Raw genomic sequence first — 23,506 nt, forward strand, 5'->3', positions numbered from 1 at the left:
CTTATTTCTCTAATTCTAATAAAACACTAAGGGCTGATAAAGCGTAAAGTGGTGCTGTTTCTGCTCGCAAAATACGAGGTCCAAGTCCTGCTAAGACTGATCCCTTAGCTTCGAAACTCTCAATTTCTGCAGGTGACAGGCCACCTTCTGGACCAAAGATAAAGAGCAGTTTGGCTCCTTTTTCAAGACCAGAGACCGCTTGTAAGAGCGCAGCGGCTTCACCTTCTTTTGCCGACTCTTCATAAGCCACTACGATGCGGTCAAATTGGTCTAGTTGGGCTAGAAAATCTGATTTTTTCTCGAAAAGTGTGACACTCGGTACTAGATTACGCTTGCTTTGTTCTGCTGCTCCAAGAGCAATTTTTTCTAGTTTTTCAACCTTTTTACCCAATTTTTTGCCATCCCATTTGGCGACCGACCAGTCAGCAGGAAAGGCCCAGATTTGACTGGCACCTAGTTCGGTTACTTTCTGAGTAATAAATTCCAGCTTGTCTCCCTTGGGAAAACCAGAGGCGATGGTCACTTGGATTGGCAGTTCCACATTGTCATCTAACTCTTCAACCAACTCAAACTGACGGGCTTCCACATCCAGCACACGCGCCAAGCGCTTAATTCCATCATCAAAGACCAAAGTCACCTCATCATCTTCTTTCAAGCGCATAACCTGAAACATATGTTTGCTGGTTTCCTTGTCCTCGATGGTGACAGGAGAGATAGCACTGCCTTTGACAAAATACTGTTGCATGCTAGCCTCCAATCACACCGGAAATATCCTTGGTTTTCTTAAAGACACAGGCATTCCATTCCCCTTGAACCATGTGAGTTTCAAGGAAAAATCCAGCTGACTCAGCCGACTCGCGCACCATGTCCCACTTGTCCTTGATAATCCCACTCATGATGAGGTAGCCTTCATCCTTGATCAAACGATAAGCATCATCCGTCAGATGAATGAGGATATCCGCCAAGATATTAGCTACAATCACATCTGCCTCAATCTCAACTCCCTTAAGCAAGTCTCCTGCTGCTACATGGATATTTTCCATGCCAGAGTTTAGCTCAATATTTTCCTGAGCAACCCGAACTGCCACATCATCTAGGTCGTAGGCAAAAATTTCTTTGGCACCCAGAAGCGAGCTAGCAATAGAAAGAACTCCTGAACCAGTCCCCACATCTAGCACCGTTTCGCCACCACGAAGAACCTGCTCCAAGGCAAAGAGGCTCATCTTAGTTGTTGGATGCGTCCCCGTACCAAACGCCATACCAGGATCCAGCTTGATAATCTTTTCTCCCGCAGTAGCCTCATAGTCTGTCCAAGACGGCACAATGGTCAAATCATGAGTAATGCGAGCTGGTTCATAGTATTTCTTCCAGTTGTCTGCCCAGTCTTCCTCAGCCAAGGCAGTCGTCACCATTTTAACCTCTCCCAAATCCATAAAATCCGTTAATTCTGCTAAGCGGGCCTGCAAGTCCGCCTCAACCACTGCTACATCAACCGTTTCAGGGTAGTAGGCGGTCACAACGATTTCTTCTTGTTGCTCGACCTCTGGGAAAATCTCTCCAAAGCGGTCAACATTTCCCACATAGTCCATGCTGTCTTCAATCGCAACGCCTTGCGCTCCCAGCTCGATCAAGAGATTGGAAACCAACTCCTCTCCCTCACGCTTAACTGTAACTTTTAACTCTTGCCATGTTTCCATATTTAAGATACCAAGCCCGTAAAACACAAATCCAAAATAGGAAATTCTCTGAAGACGCTTGTGTCTAAGAGAAGTTTATCTTTTTGGCACGGTGTTTAGGGCGAGTTCAGTTTAGAAATGTAACTGAACTATCCTTTCTATTTCTCTATGCATTTTTTCATGTATACCATATCCATGCCTTCTTTTTCAGGTTCAATATGGGTTTGATGGTAGCCGTTCTTCTCATAGAAAGCAACCATACCTTCATCCTGTAATACCGTACACAAATCCCACTGTCTAACGGTTGGAAATTCCTCTTCTAGCAAGCGCAACCCCTCAGAGCCATACCCTTTTCCTTGATACTGGGGCAAAATCGCTGCCGTTCCCAACCAAGCCTCCGTCAACTCTTCATTGGTCTGAACTCGTAAAAATCCGATTTTTTCGTCCTTTTCTTTCACAAAGTAGTAATAGCTATTGGGACGCTCGACTAGTTTCCACTTAATTCGTTCACTGTCCTCCAGATAAGGATCGTATTCATCTTGGTATTTATCATAAACAGCCTTAAAACTAGCTCTTTGAATTGCAATTACGGTTTCTAAATCCTCTGCCCCTGCTCGTTCAAGTCTAATCATACTCTTCCTCCAAATAATCCCTCAATCTCTCCTGCAACTGAGGGACAACTTGACTGGAACTAAGAAACTCCTCAACATTCATTAACTGATAGCCCTGTCCTTCATCTCCAAAGGTGATATTGTCAAACTGTTCTTGACTTAGCTGACCAACCATAAAGACAGAGTGCCGACCTTCATAGAGCATACTTGGATAAACCTTACTCCAAAGCAGACAATCCTCAGTCAGATGAATTCCCAGTTCCTCAAAAACTTCACGCGCCGCGCACTCAAAAGGACTTTCATCCTCCTCTCGCCCACCGCCGGGCAGTTCCCACATATTGGGCCAGGGAATGCTTGCCTTATCATCTCGTAAGATGGTCAAGAGCCTATCCCCACAAAACAAAGCAATCTTACAGCCTGTGAAATCAGATATTTCTAGTTTCATCTTCAGTTCCTTCTGACATTTCCTTTTCCAGCTCGGCTAACCAGTTTTGATAATAGCTTTTCTCATCCCGTAACAACCGGCTGCTATTCATTTTCTGTCTAGCAATCTTCATAGCCATGTGAGTTTGAACTACATCTTTCTTTACCTTAAATTGATACCAAGCTTGAATGACCTGCATATCTGCTGTTTTTATAGATAAAAAGGATTTGACCCCTCGAATACTTGCATATTCTTCCGCTTTCTTATTATCTCCTTCCATCAGAGCAATTTGAAGAAGGTATAATTGAGAACTAGTTTTAGACATTGGATTATCTGTTTTCTCTAACACAGACTGAAACTGTTGCTTTGCAAGCTCTATATTATCATCCAATATGAATACCAACCCCTGAAGAGTCTGAACACTTTCTGCAAAACTCCCTCTCGCCTCCTCATCAACAGACATGATAAAGTCTTTTAAATCATATTCTTGAGGAGATAGCAAGGTCTGGGCAGAATGCCTCAACATCAGGTAGGCGTATTTCGTATTTTCAGGGTATTGTAGCAATTCCCAAATTTTTGCTCCATCGGTGATGCCGACTGGCAAAATGTTATTTAGGAAGAAAGACAAATTAAGAAAAATCCAAGTGCCTGCAAAATACCAGCTTCTTGTCAAAAAACCAAACACTATCGCCAATAATATCAAGCTGAGATGAACCATCAAGCCTCCTGAAAGCATCAGGATGATTCTTTGATCGCTTTCATCCTCTTTTAAACCAATGTATTGAGCACCAACACTTTTCAGAATGGCTGTTCTACTAAGATGAAACCTGCCTGACTTTTTGGTCAAAATAAAATGTCCTAACCCAAAAGCCACCAGCCGATAGCCTGTCACGTAGCCACAAAAAGCATGTCCCAGCTCATGAAGAATCAAGATTAAATACATACTTAGAAGAGCGAAGGCATAACCAAAAGTAAAGACTAAAACTGCAGAATACCCCAACTCTGCAAATGCGATTGTTCCACAAGCACAAGCCAGCATAATAAAGACAACAGCTAGCACATAAACCAAATAAATCCCAATTTTCTTCATAAAATCTCCATCCAACTCCTAGTATCTCGGATAAGGATAAAACTCTCCCTCTTCCAAGCCTACTTTTCCTTCTTCAAAGACTTCTTGGTTCCATTCCATGACGAACTCTTCTGCTTCTGGGTCTTCCAAAAAGTCCATAAGGGCATCTAGTCCAACCTCAGCAGTATCTTTGAGGAATAGCGCAAAATAAGCTAAAAACTCACGAGAAAATCCTTTTTTAGGTAGGTAAGGAATGACCGTCAAATAGTCTTCTGCATTGACTGTTGATTTGGCAGGATTGTAAAAAAGCACTGCTTCCTCAAAAAGAATGTCATCTGATGAAACCTCTCCATCCTCATCTACCATCTCCACACCTGTAACGTTTTGCGCTTCCAATAGAAAACTCACTTCAACCGCGTGATTGCGCTTGTCCCAACTAATCTCAAAGTCAAAGGGAAAATTCTTCTCCAACTCTTCCTCTAAAACATCTAAAAATCCGTATGTTGCCATTTTGTCCTCTTTCTATGCGACTCTTAAATCGCCCCGATTGCTCGGAAATATGCTAAAATAGATACTACCATCTTACCACATATACATCAGAAAATCCACGCTAGAAAGGACTGCTATGCCAGACAATCTCGCGCTTCGTATGCGCCCTAAAACCATCGACCAGGTCATTGGTCAGGAACATCTGGTCGGACAAGGAAAAATCATCCGCCGCATGGTGGAAGCCAACCGCCTGTCCTCCATGATTCTCTATGGCCCTCCTGGAATCGGCAAAACCAGTATTGCCTCTGCCATCGCAGGGACGACCAAGTATGCCTTTCGAACTTTCAATGCGACAGTAGATAGTAAAAAACGACTGCAAGAAATCGCGGAAGAGGCTAAATTTTCTGGTGGTCTCGTCCTATTGCTAGACGAGATTCATCGTCTTGACAAGACTAAACAAGACTTCCTCTTGCCACTCTTGGAAAGTGGACTGGTCATCATGATTGGAGCAACGACTGAAAATCCTTTCTTTTCTGTCACTCCTGCCATTCGTAGCCGTGTTCAAATTTTTGAGTTGGAACCTCTGTCTAACCAAGACGTCAAAGAGGCCCTTCAGATAGCTTTAAGCAACCCTGAGCGTGGTTTTGATTTTCCAGTGGAACTAGATGAGGATGCGCTGGATTTCATCGCGACCTCTACAAACGGAGACCTGCGTTCTGCCTTTAACTCGCTGGATTTAGCCGTTCTATCTACCTCTGAGAATGACAAGGGCATCCGCCACATCACTCTGGATATTATGCAAAATAGCCTGCAGCGAAGTTATATTACAATGGACAAGGACGGGGATGGACACTACGATGTCCTATCAGCTCTGCAAAAGTCTATCCGTGGCTCAGATGTTGATGCCAGTCTCCACTATGCTGCCCGCTTGATTGATGCTGGTGATTTGCCAAGTCTCGCTCGTCGTTTGACTGTTATCGCTTATGAAGATATCGGTTTGGCCAATCCTGAAGCCCAGATTCACACCGTGACTGCTCTGGATGCTGCCCAGAAGATTGGGTTCCCAGAAGCCCGCATTCTCATTGCCAATGTCGTCATTGATTTGGCCCTTTCTCCAAAATCCAACTCAGCTTATGTAGCTATGGACAAGGCTCTTGCCGACCTCAAAACATCAGGGCACTTGCCCATTCCGCGACACCTGCGTGATGGGCACTACAGTGGAAGCAAGGAACTGGGGAATGCCCAAGACTATCTCTATCCACACAACTATCCTGGAAATTGGGTCAAGCAAGACTATCTGCCAGAAAAAATTCGCAATCATCACTATTTCCAAGCAGAAGATACTGGTAAATATGAACGGGCTTTGGCTCAAAGAAAGGAAGCTATCGACCGTTTGCGAAAAATCTGAAATCCTTTTCAAAAAATTGCACTTTCCTCTTGATTTTTTTTGAAAAAGTGGTATCATATAAACATAGAAACGCTGTGGTGTACGACTTCACACTTAAGTGTTGACCGACTATTTTTTGTATTATTAGGGAAACAAAAGTCTTCTAACAGCATGTAGGCCGTCTCACACGGAAACAGCTTCAGTTAGAGCGAGTTGCCCACCTGCTTAATTGCGCGGGTTCAATACAAACCGTGAAGTTTCGGCACCAATACAGCTTTTTTCTTTGCCTCCTTAGCTCAGCTGGCAGAGCAGCGGACTCTTAATCCGTGGGTCACAGGTTCGATCCCTGTAGGGGGCATCTAAATCAACAGGAAAAAGCCTTGATTTCAGGGCTTTTTTTGTGTAGTCTTAGAACTAAAAAACGATAGAAAAAACGCCCCTTCTGAACTGCGCCATATGAAGTTATTTAAGCACCTCCTTTTCTTTTATTGCCATTTTCTGTTATAATAAATTGTACTTCTAAAATAGAAAGGTCTTAAGATGACAACTCTTATTAAACATAAACGTGTAGAATTTTCAGAACTTTTTTATGACTTAGTTTTTGTTTTTGCAATTTCAAAAGTAACTACTTTAATCGACCATCTTCATAACGGTATTTTGACTTGGAATTCTTTCCTTGATTTTTTCATTGCTATTTTGGTTCTCATCGATTCCTGGATGATTCAAACCGATTATACCAATCGCTATGGAAAGAACTCTTTATTTAACATGGTAATCATGTTTATCAAAATGGGACTTTTACTCTTTATAGCCAATATGATTGGACCTGATTGGCAACAATATTTTCATTATCTCTGTTGGGCTATTGGTACATTAACCCTTACCTTATTTTTTCAATATTTGGTTGAATTTTTTAGAAAATCAACCGATGATGTTGAACGGGAAAGTATCAAAGGTTTTCTATGGATAACAGGTCTAGGAAGTTTAGGAGTCTATCTAGCAACTCTTCTTCCTATTTACGTTAGAGTCTATATCTTCTTTGCTAGTATTCTGTTTATCTTTATTATGCCAAGTATCTTGCTTAATAAAGATAAGCATTACCAGGTAAATCTTCCCCATTTAATCGAGCGCATCTCCCTTCTTGTCATTATTACGTTTGGAGAGATGATTACGAATCTAGCTAACTTCTTTACAATCGAGAATTTCTCGATTTATTCGGTTCTTTATCTCATTATTATGATTTCTCTGTTCTTGTTTTATTTTGGTCAATTCGACCATGCTATTGATGAAAAATCTAATCAAAAGGGACTATTTCTAATTTACAGTCACTATCCTATTTTCATTGGACTTATGATGATGACTGTATCGATGAGTTTTCTTCAGAATCCTGAAGCTAATCGTCTCTTTGCAACCAGCTTCTCTTATATCGGATTTGGCCTCTTTCAAGCTGCTGTCCTAGTAAATGGGCCCTATAACAAACACTATCTTCGCTATTCGAAAAGTTACTACTGTGTCCAAGCGACACTCTATCTGGCTGCCTTGATTCTCTCTTTAATCTTTGCTTCTAATCCTATAATAGTAGTGAGTATAACAACCATTTTAGCTCTAGCTATAGCCATTCATTTTATTTATTTTTATATGACACAGAATAAAAAATATTCCAAATCTAACTGGGAGTTATTTTAATGAGTTTATAACATAAAAAAGCTTTGGGAACCAAGGCTTTTTTGATTTCTATCTAAACTTTTTCATAAGGTATTTTCGTGCAGGTGCTTCAATGGTTTGAACAATTTCAAATCCTTCTTTTTGATAGAGGTGCTTGGCTGCTTGATTTGCATCGAAGACATTTAGAGAAATACTATCTATGTCTCCATTTTCAAAAGTCAAACTAACAAATTTCCTTAAGGCCTGGCTACCTAAGCCTTGCCCCTGTTTCTGGGGGTTGATAAAAAATCTTCCAATATGAAGATTGCTGTCTTCTTGCCTGATTTTCTGGATAAGCCCCACAAACTCGTATCCATCAAAGATTGAAAAGATTCCTTCCAAATCTTGCAAGACTTGAATGGTCAAGGGAAAAGGAATCATTGGTCCCATCCATTGTTCTTGAAAGGATTTGCCGAGGGAGTTGGACCATTGGCATACGAGCTGAGCATTTTCTGTGCTCACCTTTTCTTCAAAACGAATTATCATCTTTGCCTCACCATCTTATCTATGTTTCTCCATTATACTACTTCTCCTATTTTTTACGAATAGATAAGTATGATTGATTTTTATTTTTTTCTTGTTGGGAGCATTCTCGCTTCCTTTCTCGGTTTGGTCATTGACCGTTTTCCTGAGCAGTCCATTATCCGACCTGCTAGTCACTGCGATTCCTGTCAGACTCGCTTGCGTCCCTTAGATTTGATTCCGATTCTCTCGCAGGTTTTTAATCGCTTTCGCTGTCGCTACTGCAAGGCTACTTATCCTGTCTGGTATGCCCTTTTTGAACTAGGCTTAGGGCTCCTATTTCTGTCCTGGTCTTGGAGCTTTCTTTCCTTGGGTCAAGTCATCCTAATCACTGCTGGTTTGACCTTGGGCATCTACGACTTTCGCCATCAGGAATATCCCTTACTGGTCTGGATGACTTTTCATATAATCCTAATGGCCTGCTCTGGCTGGAATCTAGTCATGGTCTTCTTCCTTGTACTTGGAATTGTGGCTCATTTTATCGATATCCGCATGGGAGCAGGGGATTTTCTCTTTTTAGCTTCTTGTGCTATCGTCTTTAGCGCAACAGAATTACTGATCTTGATTCAGTTTGCTTCGGCGACGGGCATCCTAGCCTTTCTCCTGCAAAAGAAAAAGGAAAGACTTCCTTTTGTGCCTTTCCTCTTACTCGCTACTTGTGTGATTATTTTTGGTAAGCTACTGCTTGTTTGATAAAGTCCAATTTCTGCCATATGTCCTTCATGAAATTATTTCACAGTTAAATTATAAATTATTTCTTTTATACAAAGGAATGATGTTATCAAATCGATCCGTTCTTTTATCTTCTTGATACTGATCAAAAAATTTCATTTCGACTGAAAATATTTCGCTTATAAACTGTAAACGAATACTTTGTTTAGACATTATAGTCGCTAGACTGACTAGATGATTACTCAAAACGACGTCCAGAATACTCTTTACTTTGCTTGGTTTTTTAACAAAAATTTGATCATCCAGAGGTTCTATCATTTTGTAACCTTTTTGCGCAATTTGACGATAAAAGTAAGAATGTTGCTTTGGAGTCAATAATCCTAACTTAAAAGCTCGATACTCTAAAGCCTGTATCGAAACATTCAAATCCGACTTCAATAAAATATAACTATCAGGATTGCTGACACGCTTGCCAACCCTCTCTTCAAATTTGACTAAAAACTCTTCTTTTGGCAATAAAAAACATGATGCAAAATAATTTGCTTCTTGCTCCAAACGATCGCCATCTTCATTCATATCTTTATATTTGTGTAAAAGAATATGTCCTAGCTCATGAGCTAAGTCAAAATTTCGACGTACAGATGATTTATTCGTTCCCAACACAATATAAGGTCTTCCCAATTTTGACCATGCGCTATAAGCATCAGCTTGGCCATTAATTAATCGTTCCACGATATAGATGCCTGAACGTTCTAATTTATAAAGCAAATCATGATTATCTTTTGAAATACCTAATTTTTCCCTGGCATAAAGAGCCAATTCCTCAATGGATTCTCCCTTATGATAAGATTCACTCACTACATTACTTAGGTCATGAATTGTAATATTAGGTATAATTACAAAACTTTCAAAATAATCAATCAAACTATCTACCTTATGTAAATACATAGTTTGAATATCTATTGTTTTCCGTGTTGCTAGGTCTGCATTTCTAAAGGCAATTACAGAAGAATCAAATCGAATACTTTCTTCTTCTTGTTCAAAATAAGTTAAATCAACATGAAATTGGTTGGCCAAATGCATTTTGGTTGATAATTTAGGTTTCGTTTCGTTGGACTCAAACTGCCAAATGGCTTGTTCCGTTAAATCAATTCTCTGAGCTAATTCTGCTCTACTTAAACCATTTAACAGCCGTAATTCTTTCAATACCCGACCATTAAACATTTACATACTCCTTACTACTTTTGACCTTCTTGTTTTTCTATTCTTGGAATAATTTCAAAATCTTCTGTTTCCGATAATTCTGAAAAATTAGGAATATTTTGATATTTAGCTTCTTCGAAATGGTACGAACTTGATTGAATATACTCAGACAAATCTTGAATCAAGTGTAACTGACCAGTTCGTGCATCAGGCATAACAACATCTACAGATATAATATTGTTTTCTGAGTCCGCCTCATAAGTTAAAATCATAAATTTTTCGATATTCGAATTTTTAGTAGCTTGTTCAATTTCTTGAATCATTTCATCAGAAACTAACTCCATCTGAATTGGAAAAGAATGACTATCTTCATCATTTTTATAGGAAGAATGTTGATTAAGATAAAGTGTATTCATCTGAGCATATTCAAATAAGTAGCCACTCTTATTTTTTTGTACCAAAGGAAATTGGTTCGTAAGTCGCTTCTTACCCTTTATAATTAACAATACTTTCCCATATTTTTCTGTATTTGTTTCAAATTCTAAATATCCCCAAGTCTGTCCTGCTAATTTTAATTTATACTCAAACAAATCTGCTGATGCAAATGCAGTATCAATATGATTAGGTCGCGTCCATGCATAACCATTCGACACTATCATGGTCTCTCTTTTTTCTATACGTTCATCTACATAATCTTTTTGCCCTTTCATCAAAGTATCTACAATTTTTTGTGCCTCAAGCGAATCAAAGAGATCCTGATTCAACATAATTCTTCCTCCTTCAAATTCTTTTTAATGAATTATATCATTTTCTTAAAGAAATTACTACAATAATTAGCTTTTTCTTAAAGTTGCATATCAGAGTAATTTAGAAAATTATATCTTCTATAGTAAAATCAATTAAAAACTGAACAAATTTATTGGGAAATTCAAATCACTTTCTTAAAATATTTTAGGAATCATAATGTACTATTCCAGATTCAATTCATTATAAAACTAGCCTTTCTCCTGCAAAAGAAAAAGGAAAGACTTCCTTTCGTGCCTTTCCTCTTACTTGCTGCTTGTGTGATTATTTTTGGTAAGCTACTGCTTGTTTAATAAAGTCCTCAATCGGCTCTCCTTGGTGGAGAGCTTTTACTATTTTCGAACCAACAATGACACCATCTGACACCGCATTGAAGCGTTCTACATCTTCTTGACTAGATACGCCAAAACCTGTCAAGACTGGGATATCAGCCACTTGATGCAATTGTGCCAAGTGCTTGTCCAAGTCTGCACGGTAATTGCCTGATTTCCCTGTCACCCCATTGATGGCAACCGCATAGACGAATCCTTCTGCCCCATCAATCAACTCTTTCTGGCGCTCAATTCCTGTTGTCAAACTAACTAGGGGAATCAAAGTAATGTCTGTATCTGCCAAAAATGGCTCCACAAAGTTGGCATGCTCATGAGGCAGGTCTGGAATAATCAAGCCCTTAACCGCTGTATCTGCCAAATCTTTGACAAAGTTCTCAACACCATACTGAAAGAGGGGGTTGAAGTAGGTCATGATGACCAGCGGAATCTCTGTTTGAATGGTTTTCAAGGTTTCAACCAAAGCCTGGGTAGAGGTCCCGTGGGCTAAACTGCGCAAGCCAGCTTCTTCGATAACAGGTCCATCTGCAACAGGGTCTGAAAAGGGAATGCCCACTTCAATAGCCGAAACACCCAAATCTTCTAAAAAGTGAATCGTTTCTCCGAGACCATCCAAACCTTTCTCGTGGTCTCCAGCCATGATATAGGGAACAAAAATTCCTTTTCCAGTTGCTTTAATAGCATTTAATTTTTCTGTTAGTGTCTTAGGCATGAGCTTCTCCCTTCTTTGCTGCATCTGCTTCCAAGCGGTCTTTGACTTGGACCACATCCTTGTCCCCTCGACCTGATAGACAGACAATCATGGATTTGTCTGGTCCAAGTTCTTTGGCCAATTTCACCGCAAAGGCAATGGCATGGCTAGATTCCAATGCTGGGATAATCCCTTCAACACGAGACAAGAGTTGGAATCCTTCCAAGGCTTCTTCGTCTGTCACAGGGACATAGCTGGCACGTTTAATATCGTGGTAGTGAGAATGTTCTGGACCGATACCAGGATAGTCCAAACCTGCTGAAATAGAGAAGGCTTCAAGAATTTGACCATGGGCATCTTGGAGCACATCCATGAGGGAACCGTGAAGAACACCTGGACGCCCCTTGGTCAAGGTAGCTGCGTGGTGCTCTGTATCCACACCAAGTCCAGCCGCTTCAGCCCCATACATAGCTACAGACTCATCTTCTACAAATGGATGGAAGAGCCCGATGGCATTCGACCCACCGCCAACACAGGCTACTAGGGCATCTGGCAGATCTTGACCTGTCATATCGCGATACTGTTGTTTAGCTTCTCGACCGATGATGCTTTGGAAGTCACGAACAATTTCTGGGAAAGGATGAGGTCCCAAGGCAGAACCAAGGATATAGTGGGTATCATCGATATTAGCCACCCATGAACGAAGGGCTGCATTGACCGCATCCTTGAGCACGCGCGAACCGTCTGTCACTGCCTCAACCTTGGCTCCCAAAAGCTCCATACGGAAGACATTGAGGGCTTGGCGTTTGACATCTTCCTCACCCATGTAGATAGTACATTCCATGTTAAAGAGGGCTGCAGCAGTTGCAGTGGCCACACCGTGCTGACCAGCACCTGTTTCAGCGATAATTTTCTTTTTACCCATGCGTTTGGCAAGCAAAACTTGTCCCAAGGCATTGTTAATCTTGTGGGCGCCTGTATGGTTAAGGTCTTCCCGTTTGAGATAAATCTTGGCTCCGCCAATATGCTGGGTCAAGTTTTTTGCGTAGTAAAGAGGAGTTTCACGCCCCACATACTGGCGCAAGAGTTGATTTAATTCCTCTTGGAAACTTGGGTCTGCCTGACTTTCACGATAGGCCTTCTCCAACTCCAAAACTGCTGTCATTAATGTTTCTGGGACGAAACGTCCGCCGAATTTTCCGTAAAATCCATCTTTATTTGGTTCTTGATATGCCATTCTTTACCCTCTCTATAAATCTTCTAATCTTTTCCTGATCTTTTTGTCCATCTGTCTCCACTCCGCTCGATACATCGACTGCATAGGGAGTAAAGTGTTGAATTGCTTTTACTACATTGTCTTCATTAAGCCCACCTGCGATAAAGAAAGGCTGAGTTAGTCCAATCGTATCCAGTTGAGCCCAGTCAAAGGTCTGGCCACTCCCAGCCACAGGGGCATCAAAGAGGAGATAGTCTGCCTGAGAATTGGGCACATGACCCTCTCCATCCACCTGCACAGCCTGAATACTGGCACAAGGCAAATTCTCAAACAAATCATCCGCCACCTGACTGTGAACTTGAACCAAGTCCAAGCCAACTTTTTCAATCGCTTCTAGCAGTTCTGCCTGACTTGGTGAAACAAATACACCAACCTTTTTCACATCTGCAGGAATAAGCTTTGCCAGCTCAGCAGCCTCTTCCAAGGTCACCTGTCTTTTACTAGGTGCAAAGACAAAACCGATGTAGTCTGCCCCTGCTGAAACGGCTGTTTCCACTGCTTCTTTAGTAGATAATCCACAAATCTTAACCTTTGTCAATCTGCAACTCCTTGATTCTCTGGGCCACATCTTCTGCCTGCATGAGAGCTGTCCCTACTAAAATTCCGTTAAAGTATGGCGCTACTCGTTCCGCATCCTGCCCTGTGAAAATAGCAGATTCAGAAATGTACAAGCAATCATCTTTGAAATGTTTAGCCAAAGCTACACTGGTCTGCAAGTCAACTTCAAAGGTGGTCAAGTTGCGGTTATTGACCCCGATAATTTGAGCTCCAAGGCGGTGAGCTACCTCTAGTTCAGCTAGATTGTGGGTCTCCACCAAGACTTCCAGACCAAGCTCTGTCGCGTAGTCATACAGTTTCTTGAGGCGTTCTTCGGACAAGGCTGCCACAATGAGCAAGATGACTGTCGCACCTGCATTGCGAGCGCGGATAATTTGCTTTTCATCAATGATAAAATCCTTGTTGAGGGTCGGAATGTTTACCTGACTGGAAATCTCTCGCAGATAATCCAAATGTCCTTTAAAGAAAACTTCATCTGTCAAAACAGAAATCATCACTGCTCCGTTTGCTTCATAAGTCTGGGCCTGTTGCACAATATCCACATCGAGATTGATATCTCCCAAACTAGGGCTAGCTTTCTTAACTTCAGCGATTACCTGTAAACGGTCTTGGTGTTGTTTTAGATAGTCAGCCAAGCGATAGGTCTGGCGCAGGGGCTGGATTTCCTCCAGCTCCATCTGCTCAACCTCACGCGCCTTCTGCTCCAAAATTCGTGCTAAAAATTCCTGACTCATTTTTGGTACTCCTGTAACAGTCTGAGTTTTTCAAGGGCCTTGCCACTAGCAATCACTTGACGAGCCAAGGCAACTCCTTCCTTGATGCTAGCTACCTTACCATTAGCATAGAAACCAAGACCAGCATTTAAAACTGTAGTTTCCAAGAATGGACTTGGTTCATTTTTAAGAACGCTGAGCAAAATTTCTGCATTTTCCTGAGCATTCCCTCCACGAATATCGTCGATAGCGTAGCCTTCCATCCCCAGATCTTCTGGAGTGAAGCTTGACAAGCTGATTTCGCCATTTTCAAGAAGTGCAATCTTGGTTGTTCCATTCAAACCAGCTTCATCTAGCCCTTCTGGTCCAGCAACTACGATGGCACGTTTGCGACCCATATTTTTCAATACCTGAGCTGTACTTTCTAGAAGTTCTGGACGACTAATTCCAAGAAGCTGTGTTTCCAAAGCCATTGGGTGAATCAGGGGACCAGTCAAGTTCATAATCGTTGGAATTCCTAGTTCCAAACGAGCTGGCATGATGTATTTCATAGCTGGGTGCATATTTTTTGCAAAGAGAAAGACAATTCCAGTTTTATCAAAGACCTTACCTAGTTCAGCTGGTTTGAGGTCTAGGTTGATACCCAAGGCTTCGAGGACATCTGCAGAACCAGATTTAGAAGAAATCGAGCGGTTACCGTGTTTTGCCATATGAACACCGCCTCCAGCCAAGACAAAGGCTGCAGTTGTCGAAATGTTAAAGCTGAAAGACTTGTCCCCACCTGTACCACAGTTGTCCATGGCATCATGAATCTCAGTTGGAATGTGTTGGGCATGTCCTCTCATGACTTGGGCAATGGCTGTGCGTTCTTCAGGTGTTTCCCCCTTCATCTTAAGAGCCAAAAGGAGAGAAGCAATCTGCGCCTCAGTAACACGCCCAGTTACAATACGCTCAATGACATCCGTCATTTCCACACCTGATAAATTTTCAAATTTTGCTAGTTTTTCAATAATCTCTTTCATCCTAGTTTCCTCACTTTACAACCTTCTCGATAAAATTCCGAATAGAAGACAAGCCATCTGGCGTTCCAATGCTCTCTGGATGGTACTGGAAGCCATAAATCGGTAGGTTTTTGTGTTGAATCCCCATGATGGCTTGGTCATCAGTCGAACGAGCTGTCACTTCAAATTCTTCTGGCATTTCCTCAATCAAAATACTGTGATAACGCATGACCGCACGGCCATCCTCGATACCTTGATACAAAACAGATGGCGCTTCAAAGCTGATATTGCTCTGTTTCCCATGCATGACTTTGGGAGCCAAACCTAACTTACCACCAAATACTTCGGCGATGGCCTGGTGACCCAAACAAATCCCAAGAATCGGCTTCTTGCCAGCAAAGTCACGAATCATATCTTCCATCTTTCCAGCATCAACAGGCCAACCTGGACCAGGAGAAAAGACCAGACCATCTGCTTTTTCAGCTTCTTCATATAGCTTGGAATCATCATTTCTCAAAACCTGTACTTCTGCAAAATTCCCAATGTATTGGGCCAAGTTATAGGTAAAAGAATCATAGTTGTCAATCAATAAAATCATGGTCTTAGTTCTCCAATTCTAGTCATAGATTTTGCTTTGTTAATGGTTTCTTGGTATTCGTTTTGGGCAATGGAGTCGTAGACAATCCCTGCCCCAGCCTGCACATAGGCTGTTTGATTTTTGAGAATCATAGTTCGGATGGCAATGGCAAAATCCATATCACCCGTCGCAGACAAGTAGCCGATTGCTCCTGCGTATACGCCACGTTTTTCTGTTTCCAGTTCATAGATGCGTCTCATAGCTCGAATCTTTGGTGCTCCTGAAACTGTTCCAGCAGGAAGTGTTGCTTTCAAGGCATCCATGGCAGTGAGTTCTGGAAGCAAACGCCCCTTGACCACACTGGTCAAATGCATGACATAACGGAAGAGCTCCACTTCCATATACTTGGTGACTTGGACACTGGCCGTTTCAGAGATGCGACCAATATCATTTCGTCCCAAGTCTACTAACATCCGATGCTCTGCTGTTTCCTTCTCATCCGAAAGCAGTTCTGTCGCCAAAGCCTTGTCTTCTTCATCCGTAGCTCCTCTTGGTCGCGTACCTGCAATCGGATTGGTTGTCACGATGCCATTTTTGACAGAAACCAAACTTTCTGGACTAGCTCCGATGATTTGATAATCACCAAAATCATAGAAATAAAGATAATTAGAAGGATTAGTCACGCGAAGATTTCTATAGAAGTCAAATGGATTTCCAGTAACCTCTGCTGAGAAACGCTGGCTGAGTACACATTGGAACATATCCCCGTTACGAATCAAGTCACGAGCCGTTTCCACCATTTCCTCAAACTTCTGAGGAGCGATATGGGGTTTGAAGTCTAACGGAGATAGATCCAAGTCTTCAAATTCATTTGGAGCAGGAATGCGTAATTCCTCAAGCACTTGGTTCAAGGCTTCTTCCAAGTCTTCTTGGCTACGCTCACTATAGAGAGCTTCCTCGATGACATGGATTTTTTCCTTCTTGTGGTCAAAGACAATGTAACTCTCATAGACGAAGAAATGCATATCTGGCGTTCCAATAGTATCTTCAGGAATTTGACCAATTTCTTCATAAAGCGAAATCATATCGTAACCAACAAAACCAATTGCCCCACCACCAAAAGGTAGATCTGAATGGTGTTGGCTCTTATGAGTCACTTCATAAAGGAAATCCAAGGGATCACGATCAATCACTTGCCCATTTTGATAAAGAACTCCATTTTCAAACTTAATCTCAAAAACTGGATTATAGGCTAAGATAGAAAAACGAGCTGTTTCCTTGTCTCTCGGAATACTCTCTAAGATAACCTTGTGTTGCCCCTTTAGGCGCATATAAGCCAAGATTGGTGATAAGACATCTCCATGAATGATTCGTTCCATTGTAATTTCCCTTTCAGTTCCTTATTTTTAATTTTTTATCTTTTTCTATTTCCCTTAAATAGTGCGGACGGGAGGTAAAATTATCCAGTGGATGATTTTAGAAATCCATGAAATTTCATCCCTAATTTTTGAGCCATGTGTCTCAAAAATTCCGTCCTAGAGAAGCATCTTTGCTTCTCTAGGATACCACTATGGCGGGAAACAGCTTTTAGAAACTCACTTCGTTCGTAAATATTCTATAACGACCTATTTATTGAAAATATTTAAAAAATTAATCGCAATATCTGCGGTAAATATATAAAAATCCCCACGCAAAATAACTTGCGTGAGGACGAAATTCGCGGTGCCACCTCAATTATAGGATTTCTCCTATCTCTCATTCCTGTCTCAGAAACCTCCTGTAACAGGTTGTGCGATAAAGGGCACTCCCTTGAGAATTATGTTTTCTTCTCTCGTTTCAGATGGACCCAACCTTACAGCTTTCTCTGCTTGTTTTCAGCAACCACAAGCTCTCTGTGAGAGAAAGGACTGTAATTTTTCCATCTATTATTTTTTAGCTTCTAGGTAGTCTGCAATCGCAGCTACGTCCTTGTCTCCACGACCAGAGACATTGATGATGATAATATCGTCTTTACTTAGTTTCGGTGCACGTTTAACTGCTTCTGCGATAGCATGCGAACTTTCAATCGCTGGGATAATTCCTTCAGTCTTGCTGAGAAGGAGGAGAGCCTGAACAGCTTCTTCATCCGTCGCAGCGACATATTCCACGCGACCTGAATCTTTGAAGTAGGCGTGTTCTGGGCCAACCCCTGGATAGTCCAATCCAGCTGAAACAGAGTAAACTGGAGCTAGCTCTCCATCTTCCTTAAAGACTGCATAAGTCTTCATGCCGTCGACAATTCCGATACTACCTTTTGTCATAGTAGCTGCGTGCTTGTCTGTATCAAGTCCGTGACCAGCAGCTTCAACCCCAACCAATTTAACTTCTTCATCAGCCACATACTGAGAAAAAGCACCAATGGCATTGGAACCACCACCTACACAGGCAATAACGTAGTCTGGTAAACGACCTTCTTTTTCTAAGATTTGACGGCGAGATTCTTCACTGATGACCTTTTGGAACTCGTGGACAATTGTAGGATAAGGGTGAGGACCTACAGCAGATCCCAGAACATAGAAGGCTTCAAGGTCATTCATCCATGCTCCAAAGGCTGCATCAACAGCATCTTTGAGGGTACGAGTCCCTGTTTCAACTGCGTGAACAGTTGCTCCCATCATCTCCATACGGAAAACATTGAGACGTTGACGCTCCACATCCTCTGCCCCCATGTAGACATCACAGGCCATACCAAACTTGGCTGCAGCCGCTGCTGTCGCAACACCGTGCTGACCAGCTCCTGTTTCCGCAATCACTCGTTTTTTGCCCATACGTTTGGCCAAAAGAATTTGTCCTAAAACGTTGTTGAGCTTGTGAGAACCAAGGTGGTTAAGATCTTCACGTTTGAGATAAATCTTAGCTCCACCTAAGTGCTCTGTCAAACTTTCTGCAAAATAGAGCGGTGTTTCGCGACCTGAATAGTCCTTCAAGTAATGACGAAATTCTGCCAAAAACTCTGGATCATCCTTGTACTTGTCAAATGTCACTTCCAACTCATCCAACAAATCCTGAATCGGCTCCGGTACGAAACTACCACCAAATTGTCCAAAATAACCTTTAGTTGTCATAAAATTTTTCCTCTTTTAGTATGAATCCGGCCTTTTTGTTTGCTTTTAGTAGTAGGCAAGGAGCTGTAGATAGAACTCAAGTTCATCAAAGCGACTTAACGCCCTAATAAAAGATAAACAAAACGACGGATAGAAAAAAGCCCACACACAGAATTAAATTCCATGTGAGGGCGTTGGTAACGCGGTGCCACCTCAATTATAAAGGGATTATCCCCCTTTACATCTCTGCCTTGTCTAACAACAAGTTGCACTGTAAGGTGTGCGCACCGAATTTTCATTGTTTCAAATTCATTTTTAAAATCAGCCCACTTTCACTACTTCCAACCACCTGTTCACAATCACCACAGGCTCCCTGAAGATCAAAAATAGTTACTTTTCTGATTTGTTGAACTTATTTTAATACTTTGTTTTTTCTTTGTCAAGACTTTTTTACAATTTTTTTGAAAGATGTGTGATTCGAATGTGATAATGTCTTTAGTAAATCGAACGTGAAAATGTCCCACTTGTTAGAAATTGGATCCAACTCAATAGAAACTGAATGGAGGCTAAACAGAACTTACTTTAGAACACTCCATCTTTTCCATTAGGATTTTCAAGAATTAAACAATACTAGAAACTCTGTCTCCTAACAAGTTTAGTAGAAACTTCAACAGATGTGACACTTTCCCCCTTTATAATTGCTAATACCCCTTCAATCATTTCTTGAGCTAATTTAACATAATTAGGAGAAATTGTAGATAAAGCAGGAGTGTAATACTGTGAAATTGGAATATTATCAAATCCAACAACGGATATATTATCCGGAATCGCTATTCCTTTTTCGTAACACGCACGAATTAGTCCCTGAACTTTTTCATCGCCTGAAACAAATATAATATCTGGATAATTTCCAAAAGACAAATCATTCACAGCAAAGGAATAAACTGACTCTATTGTAGTTAAACCATAAACTACCTTCAAATCCATAGAATAATTATTATCCTTTAAAAAAGTTCTCACTCCTCTCTCTCGATCCTTATTTACATAAGACTCACCTCCCATAAGTAACCACATATCTTTAAAATTCTTTTCCAAAACTACTTTCATCATATCATAAGTAGCTTGAAAGTTATTGTTAGATACGTAAACTACTCCAGGTGTTTGAGACTCTCCAAAGACAATGAAAGGCATATTATTTTTCTTTAAATATTGGATTCGAATATCATTCTCCCCCTCATAAAAGACAATCACTCCATCTACAAGGCTACCAATACTTGAAATAATTGAATTACTAATCGAATCTTCCTCTCCAAAATATTCAACAATAGCATTTACTCCAAATTGTCTACAAGTTTGTAAAACTTTATCTAAAAGTGTTTGAAACCAGATTAAAGGAAAAGAATCAATCTTCTTCACAGATATTAAAATATTCGTGGTTTCTTTCTTCGTTAAATTCTGAGCATAGGCATTTGGAATATAGGATAACTCATCGATGACTTTTTTTATGGCATTATAAGTCTCAGGTTTTACTCTATTCCCTCCATTTATTACACGTGAAACTGTCTTTGGAGAAAAACCAGACAAACGTGCAATATCATATATCGTTACCTTTTTCCCTTTTTCCATTAAAATACTCCTGTCATAAACCTTCACTATAACTATACAATATTTAAATTATTTTAACAAGAAAATTACATTCTAATCTTTTAATCTAGTTTACATCTGGAGGAAATACTTCACTAAATCTACATTAACTTTCAGTACTAGTAACATAAATTTTACAATTCAATTCACTGTTTTGTACTATTTTGTAAACTGCATTACAAATCACCGGATAAGAAAATACACTACCTGAAAATTCCAAGGAATCATTTTCAGTAAATCCTTCTGTATTTAGAAATGTATTCATTATCTGTTCAATATAACACTCTAATATGGGAACAGCTTTCTCCTTAACAATAACATTTCTAAGCATTTCTTCAAATGGTAAATGACAAGCGAACACCATCTCACAAACATCATAAAATGAATGGAAGTGGTATACCTGTATGAGATTATAGTCATCAAAATAAGTTATTTTTCCTGCATCAAAATCCACTTTATATACTCTCAAATTAGTTAGATCCTTTTCTTCAAAAATTATTATGGACACCTCTAAAAACTACCGATTTTCTATTTTTATTGCTCAGAAAACGTTGATACATCAATGTTTAAAAGTATTGAAATTGAGTTTTTAGATGTGCCCTTATATTTCTTATTATTTAAAGAAAACAAAAGGACTAGAATAATCCGTCCCTTTGTTTATCCCTAGATTAGCTGATTTCCTCAACATAAATCACACCAACAATATTAGCAATTTCTTCCATTAGTTTAAGGTGCTCAAATCTACCTGATAATTCCAGAGTAATAAATGACGCGATTTTTTTGTCTGGAACATCAAAATATTCAATTCTTTCTGAATTAACATCTCCAAATGCAGTTCTAGAATCAGTCATTCTAATGCCATTCTCAGCACAGTATACTAGTACCCGATTATATGCCTCTGTAGATCTAACAACGATATACAATTCGATTATCTTTGAACGACTTTGAAGATATTTTTTTAAAGGTTGGAACATAGTTATAACACTCCAAACAGACATTGCTCCTAGTATGGCTCCTTCATAAAAACCAACACCAATAGCTAGACCGATTCCAGCTGAAGCCCATATTCCGGCTGCAGTTGTTAAACCAGTTATTTTCTTTTTATCTGTAATAAGTATTGTTCCAGCCCCAAGAAAACCAACACCTGATATAACCTGCGCACCTAAGCGTGTAGGATCTCCTGTACCAAATTTATAAGATACATACTCATTAGTCATCATAATTAAACATGCAGCCAGACAAACAATACTATGTGTACGAATACCTGCTGGTTGAGATTTACTTCCTCTCTCTAAACCAATTACACCACCAATAACTAATGAAAGTACAATTCTTAATACAATTTCGATATATGATAGTCCTAAGCTTGTTGCTTGCATTATTATTTCCTTTTTCTACTAACTGGTCTCTGAGTAAAGTATAAAACAGAACCAGAAATTATCATTAATACAATAGTATAAACGAATACAAGTGCTTGAGCATTTGAAGTTGCTGTTTCATCACCTGCTGAACGAATAGTTATACCCAGTGGTTGAGCTAATGGATGGTAAAGAAATACAGATAAGTCGAAGTCAGTTAATAAAGAGTTAAAGTTTAAAGCAATAACAGAGAGAACAACCGGTAAAATAAATGGGATGATAACCTTCATCATAGTATAAAAAGGTGAAGCACCCATACTTCTTGCTGCATCTTCCATCTCATCATCAACACTAAATAAAATAGCACGTACCATTCTATAAGAAAATGGGATTTTTACAACTATATATGCAATAAGTAGAATTACCAAACTACCTACCAAAATCTGATTCAAGACAAGAAATTGTGGCTGATTAAAAGTAAATAATAAACTTACTGCTAAAAGTGTACTTGGTAGTAACCAAGGAAGTAGAGCACCATATTCAAATAAGAAATCAAAACGAGATTTATGTTTTCTGACAACACGAGCAAATACAACTGCGAGAATTGTTGCTGTTGTCGCAGCAATAATAGAATAAATAAAGCTGACCAAGAATGGAGAGAATGCCGCACTATTACTAAAGAATAAGCGATAATTTTCTAAAGTAAAGTTTGATAATGTTAAGTTACCTGTTTGAATTGCAACTGGATCTGTAAATGAGTATAATACTATAAAAATTAGTGGAAGCATGAAAACTGTGAACAATCCATATGCTACAATGTGAGCAATGATATTCCAAGGCTTAGACGCAATTTTTTGTTTTTTAAGAGGCGCTTTAGTCTTAGAGATAGAAATATAATTTCCACCTTTTTCTATCTTGTTCATGATAGTAAGCAAAATTGTAGTTGCAATACCTAAAATAATTGCAAGTAGAGCAGCTAAATCACGAGAATTCCCCATCCCTGCAAATGTAATAATCATTGGATTTATAGTTTGAAATTCTTTACCACCAACAATCATGGGTGCTGCTACTGCAGATAAACCACTAAGAAAAACCATGATAGTAAGTGCAAATAGAGTTGGAATTAAGGTTGGTAACACTACTTTTCGGAAAACAGTAAATGGTTTTGCTCCCATATTTCGAGCAGCCTCAATAGTGTGATAGTCAACGCTTCGAATTGTATTTGTTAAAAACAATGTATGATTAGCAGTTCCTGAAAATGTCATAATGAATAAGACTGCACCATACCCAATAAACCAGTTAGGGTCTAAAGAAGGGATAATATTTTGTAAAAATTTTGTAATCAATCCATAAGGACCATAGACAAATTTATATCCAGTCGCTAAAACCACTCCTCCATAAATTAAAGAGGTCATATAACCTAATTTTAAAATTTTAGCACCTTTAATATCAAAGTATTCTGTAAATAGAACACAAAGAATACCTACGACATTAACTGTAATAATGAGTGAAAATGCCAACTTAAAACTGTTCATAATACTCTGAAGTGCCCTCTGAGATTTTAGAACACGATGTACAGCATCAAGGGAAAATTCTCCTCCTTTTACAAATACATTCACTACTAGATCAAAGTTTGGATAAATAATAAATGTTACTAAGAACCAGATTAACCCTAAACGAATAAGCCAATCTTTTAAATTTAATTTATGACGCAT

Annotated in this window: 23 protein-coding genes, 1 tRNA gene, 1 pseudogene and 2 other annotated features; of the genes and pseudogenes, 5 read left to right on the forward strand and 20 right to left on the reverse strand. The window is 39.8% G+C overall.

Annotated features, from left to right (window positions below; translation table 11 throughout):
• Nucleotide 1 precedes the first annotated feature (1 nt).
• The 6 genes from OC530_RS06915 to OC530_RS06940 all read right to left on the reverse strand — a co-directional run bounded on the left by OC530_RS06915 (nucleotide 2) and on the right by OC530_RS06940 (nucleotide 4,290).
• Complete coding sequence (locus OC530_RS06915) at nucleotides 2-745, reverse strand: 16S rRNA (uracil(1498)-N(3))-methyltransferase (RefSeq protein ID WP_164226094.1); 744 nt, start codon at nucleotides 743-745, stop codon at nucleotides 2-4.
• A gap of 1 nt (nucleotide 746) precedes the next feature.
• Nucleotides 747-1,697, reverse strand: a complete 951-nt coding sequence (gene prmA / locus OC530_RS06920) for a 50S ribosomal protein L11 methyltransferase (protein ID WP_262080793.1) — start codon at nucleotides 1,695-1,697, stop codon at nucleotides 747-749.
• A gap of 137 nt (nucleotides 1,698-1,834) precedes the next feature.
• Nucleotides 1,835-2,308 carry a GNAT family N-acetyltransferase gene (locus OC530_RS06925; RefSeq protein ID WP_262080795.1) on the reverse strand — a complete coding sequence of 158 codons (474 nt, stop codon included), beginning with the start codon at nucleotides 2,306-2,308 and terminating at the stop codon, nucleotides 1,835-1,837.
• On the reverse strand, nucleotides 2,301-2,732 hold the full coding sequence (locus OC530_RS06930; protein ID WP_262080797.1) for an NUDIX hydrolase: 432 nt from the start codon (nucleotides 2,730-2,732) through the stop codon (nucleotides 2,301-2,303). The genes OC530_RS06925 and OC530_RS06930 overlap by 8 nt, the downstream gene beginning before the upstream one ends.
• Complete coding sequence (locus OC530_RS06935; RefSeq protein WP_262080799.1) at nucleotides 2,713-3,801, reverse strand: M50 family metallopeptidase; 1,089 nt, start codon at nucleotides 3,799-3,801, stop codon at nucleotides 2,713-2,715. Before OC530_RS06935 ends, OC530_RS06930 begins: the two co-directional genes overlap by 20 nt.
• Nucleotides 3,802-3,819: 18 nt before the next feature.
• Nucleotides 3,820-4,290: a DUF3013 family protein gene (locus tag OC530_RS06940; protein WP_049511487.1), complete on the reverse strand. Its 471-nt coding sequence runs from the start codon at nucleotides 4,288-4,290 to the stop codon at nucleotides 3,820-3,822.
• 115 nt (nucleotides 4,291-4,405) lie between these two features.
• Between OC530_RS06940 and OC530_RS06945 the strand changes: the two genes are divergently transcribed.
• The 3 genes from OC530_RS06945 (at nucleotide 4,406) to OC530_RS06955 (ending at nucleotide 7,342) form a co-directional block, all read left to right on the forward strand.
• Nucleotides 4,406-5,677 (forward strand): replication-associated recombination protein A, encoded by a 1,272-nt coding sequence (locus OC530_RS06945; RefSeq protein WP_049511488.1) that lies wholly within the window; start codon nucleotides 4,406-4,408, stop codon nucleotides 5,675-5,677.
• Between the two features lie 264 nt (nucleotides 5,678-5,941).
• Nucleotides 5,942-6,014: transfer RNA gene (locus OC530_RS06950), tRNA-Lys, on the forward strand.
• Nucleotides 6,015-6,196: 182 nt separating this feature from the next.
• Entirely contained in the window at nucleotides 6,197-7,342 is a 1,146-nt protein-coding gene (locus tag OC530_RS06955; RefSeq protein ID WP_173225582.1) for a low temperature requirement protein A, read from the forward strand.
• A 48-nt stretch (nucleotides 7,343-7,390) separates the two neighbouring features.
• On the opposite strand, the gene OC530_RS06960 is transcribed toward OC530_RS06955, so the two are convergent.
• The gene (locus OC530_RS06960; RefSeq protein WP_173225579.1) at nucleotides 7,391-7,846 is read right to left on the reverse strand and encodes a GNAT family N-acetyltransferase; all 456 of its coding nucleotides are present in this window, start codon (nucleotides 7,844-7,846) and stop codon (nucleotides 7,391-7,393) included.
• 69 nt (nucleotides 7,847-7,915) lie between these two features.
• Between OC530_RS06960 and OC530_RS06965 the strand changes: the two genes are divergently transcribed.
• Entirely contained in the window at nucleotides 7,916-8,575 is a 660-nt protein-coding gene (locus tag OC530_RS06965) for an A24 family peptidase (protein ID WP_262080806.1), read from the forward strand.
• A 51-nt stretch (nucleotides 8,576-8,626) separates the two neighbouring features.
• Here the strand turns inward: OC530_RS06965 and OC530_RS06970 are convergent, their stop codons facing one another.
• On the reverse strand, nucleotides 8,627-9,778 hold the full coding sequence (locus OC530_RS06970; protein ID WP_130886591.1) for an XRE family transcriptional regulator: 1,152 nt from the start codon (nucleotides 9,776-9,778) through the stop codon (nucleotides 8,627-8,629).
• Nucleotides 9,779-9,792: 14 nt separating this feature from the next.
• Entirely contained in the window at nucleotides 9,793-10,524 is a 732-nt protein-coding gene (locus OC530_RS06975) for a hypothetical protein (protein WP_071478875.1), read from the reverse strand.
• 228 nt (nucleotides 10,525-10,752) lie between these two features.
• On the opposite strand from OC530_RS06975, the pseudogene OC530_RS06980 reads away from it, so the two are divergent.
• Nucleotides 10,753-10,854: pseudogene (locus tag OC530_RS06980) on the forward strand (prepilin peptidase); the annotation flags it as partial.
• Here OC530_RS06980 and trpA read toward each other — a convergent pair.
• The 11 genes from trpA to OC530_RS07035 form a co-directional block, all read right to left on the reverse strand.
• Nucleotides 10,826-11,602 carry a tryptophan synthase subunit alpha gene (gene trpA / locus OC530_RS06985; RefSeq protein ID WP_262080810.1) on the reverse strand — a complete coding sequence of 259 codons (777 nt, stop codon included), beginning with the start codon at nucleotides 11,600-11,602 and terminating at the stop codon, nucleotides 10,826-10,828. The pseudogene OC530_RS06980 and the gene trpA sit on opposite strands and share 29 nt — an antisense overlap.
• Nucleotides 11,595-12,818: a tryptophan synthase subunit beta gene (gene trpB, locus OC530_RS06990; protein ID WP_262080812.1), complete on the reverse strand. Its 1,224-nt coding sequence runs from the start codon at nucleotides 12,816-12,818 to the stop codon at nucleotides 11,595-11,597. The genes trpA and trpB (OC530_RS06990) overlap by 8 nt, the downstream gene beginning before the upstream one ends.
• The gene (locus OC530_RS06995; RefSeq protein ID WP_262080814.1) at nucleotides 12,796-13,395 is read right to left on the reverse strand and encodes a phosphoribosylanthranilate isomerase; all 600 of its coding nucleotides are present in this window, start codon (nucleotides 13,393-13,395) and stop codon (nucleotides 12,796-12,798) included. Before OC530_RS06995 ends, trpB (OC530_RS06990) begins: the two co-directional genes overlap by 23 nt.
• Nucleotides 13,382-14,149, reverse strand: coding sequence for an indole-3-glycerol phosphate synthase TrpC (trpC, locus tag OC530_RS07000; RefSeq protein ID WP_262080816.1), 768 nt, complete (start codon nucleotides 14,147-14,149; stop codon nucleotides 13,382-13,384). The genes OC530_RS06995 and trpC overlap by 14 nt, the downstream gene beginning before the upstream one ends.
• Nucleotides 14,146-15,150 (reverse strand): anthranilate phosphoribosyltransferase, encoded by a 1,005-nt coding sequence (gene trpD, locus OC530_RS07005; RefSeq protein WP_261089410.1) that lies wholly within the window; start codon nucleotides 15,148-15,150, stop codon nucleotides 14,146-14,148. The genes trpC and trpD overlap by 4 nt, the downstream gene beginning before the upstream one ends.
• A gap of 10 nt (nucleotides 15,151-15,160) precedes the next feature.
• On the reverse strand, nucleotides 15,161-15,727 hold the full coding sequence (locus OC530_RS07010; RefSeq protein ID WP_050252723.1) for an aminodeoxychorismate/anthranilate synthase component II: 567 nt from the start codon (nucleotides 15,725-15,727) through the stop codon (nucleotides 15,161-15,163).
• Nucleotides 15,724-17,085: an anthranilate synthase component I gene (trpE, locus tag OC530_RS07015; protein WP_262080820.1), complete on the reverse strand. Its 1,362-nt coding sequence runs from the start codon at nucleotides 17,083-17,085 to the stop codon at nucleotides 15,724-15,726. Before trpE ends, OC530_RS07010 begins: the two co-directional genes overlap by 4 nt.
• 324 nt (nucleotides 17,086-17,409) lie before the next feature.
• Nucleotides 17,410-17,641 (reverse strand) — a binding site (T-box leader).
• Nucleotides 17,632-18,810, reverse strand: a complete 1,179-nt coding sequence (gene trpB / locus OC530_RS07020; protein WP_218764326.1) for a tryptophan synthase subunit beta — start codon at nucleotides 18,808-18,810, stop codon at nucleotides 17,632-17,634. Its footprint overlaps the feature before it by 10 nt.
• Nucleotides 18,811-18,973: 163 nt before the next feature.
• Nucleotides 18,974-19,205 (reverse strand) — a binding site (T-box leader).
• Between the two features lie 214 nt (nucleotides 19,206-19,419).
• Nucleotides 19,420-20,415: a LacI family DNA-binding transcriptional regulator gene (locus OC530_RS07025; protein WP_000410752.1), complete on the reverse strand. Its 996-nt coding sequence runs from the start codon at nucleotides 20,413-20,415 to the stop codon at nucleotides 19,420-19,422.
• Between the two features lie 686 nt (nucleotides 20,416-21,101).
• A complete protein-coding gene (locus OC530_RS07030; RefSeq protein ID WP_001149044.1) occupies nucleotides 21,102-21,812 on the reverse strand; it encodes an MgtC/SapB family protein in 711 nt (236 codons plus the stop codon).
• A gap of 2 nt (nucleotides 21,813-21,814) precedes the next feature.
• A complete protein-coding gene (locus OC530_RS07035; protein WP_001216174.1) occupies nucleotides 21,815-23,506 on the reverse strand; it encodes an iron ABC transporter permease in 1,692 nt (563 codons plus the stop codon).

The sequence above is a fragment of the Streptococcus sp. Marseille-Q5619 genome (genome assembly GCF_946901205.1).
Lineage (GTDB): Bacteria > Bacillota > Bacilli > Lactobacillales > Streptococcaceae > Streptococcus.

Bases quoted from the DNA above. Each gene is read 5' to 3' on its own strand.
- OC530_RS06915 (WP_164226094.1), bottom strand. From the start codon at position 745: ATGCAACAGTATTTTGTCAAAGGCAGTGCTATCTCTCCTGTCACCATC.
- prmA (WP_262080793.1), bottom strand. From the start codon at position 1,697: ATGGAAACATGGCAAGAGTTAAAAGTTACAGTTAAGCGTGAGGGAGAG.
- OC530_RS06925 (WP_262080795.1), bottom strand. From the start codon at position 2,308: ATGATTAGACTTGAACGAGCAGGGGCAGAGGATTTAGAAACCGTAATT.
- OC530_RS06930 (WP_262080797.1), bottom strand. From the start codon at position 2,732: ATGAAACTAGAAATATCTGATTTCACAGGCTGTAAGATTGCTTTGTTT.
- OC530_RS06935 (WP_262080799.1), bottom strand. From the start codon at position 3,801: ATGAAGAAAATTGGGATTTATTTGGTTTATGTGCTAGCTGTTGTCTTT.
- OC530_RS06940 (WP_049511487.1), bottom strand. From the start codon at position 4,290: ATGGCAACATACGGATTTTTAGATGTTTTAGAGGAAGAGTTGGAGAAG.
- OC530_RS06945 (WP_049511488.1), top strand. From the start codon at position 4,406: ATGCCAGACAATCTCGCGCTTCGTATGCGCCCTAAAACCATCGACCAG.
- OC530_RS06955 (WP_173225582.1), top strand. From the start codon at position 6,197: ATGACAACTCTTATTAAACATAAACGTGTAGAATTTTCAGAACTTTTT.
- OC530_RS06960 (WP_173225579.1), bottom strand. From the start codon at position 7,846: ATGATAATTCGTTTTGAAGAAAAGGTGAGCACAGAAAATGCTCAGCTC.
- OC530_RS06965 (WP_262080806.1), top strand. From the start codon at position 7,916: ATGATTGATTTTTATTTTTTTCTTGTTGGGAGCATTCTCGCTTCCTTT.
- OC530_RS06970 (WP_130886591.1), bottom strand. From the start codon at position 9,778: ATGTTTAATGGTCGGGTATTGAAAGAATTACGGCTGTTAAATGGTTTA.
- OC530_RS06975 (WP_071478875.1), bottom strand. From the start codon at position 10,524: ATGTTGAATCAGGATCTCTTTGATTCGCTTGAGGCACAAAAAATTGTA.
- trpA (WP_262080810.1), bottom strand. From the start codon at position 11,602: ATGCCTAAGACACTAACAGAAAAATTAAATGCTATTAAAGCAACTGGA.
- trpB (WP_262080812.1), bottom strand. From the start codon at position 12,818: ATGGCATATCAAGAACCAAATAAAGATGGATTTTACGGAAAATTCGGC.
- trpC (WP_262080816.1), bottom strand. From the start codon at position 14,149: ATGAGTCAGGAATTTTTAGCACGAATTTTGGAGCAGAAGGCGCGTGAG.
- trpD (WP_261089410.1), bottom strand. From the start codon at position 15,150: ATGAAAGAGATTATTGAAAAACTAGCAAAATTTGAAAATTTATCAGGT.
- OC530_RS07010 (WP_050252723.1), bottom strand. From the start codon at position 15,727: ATGATTTTATTGATTGACAACTATGATTCTTTTACCTATAACTTGGCC.
- trpE (WP_262080820.1), bottom strand. From the start codon at position 17,085: ATGGAACGAATCATTCATGGAGATGTCTTATCACCAATCTTGGCTTAT.
- trpB (WP_218764326.1), bottom strand. From the start codon at position 18,810: ATGACAACTAAAGGTTATTTTGGACAATTTGGTGGTAGTTTCGTACCG.
- OC530_RS07025 (WP_000410752.1), bottom strand. From the start codon at position 20,415: ATGGAAAAAGGGAAAAAGGTAACGATATATGATATTGCACGTTTGTCT.
- OC530_RS07030 (WP_001149044.1), bottom strand. From the start codon at position 21,812: ATGCAAGCAACAAGCTTAGGACTATCATATATCGAAATTGTATTAAGA.
- OC530_RS07035 (WP_001216174.1), bottom strand. From the start codon at position 23,506: ATGCGTCATAAATTAAATTTAAAAGATTGGCTTATTCGTTTAGGGTTA.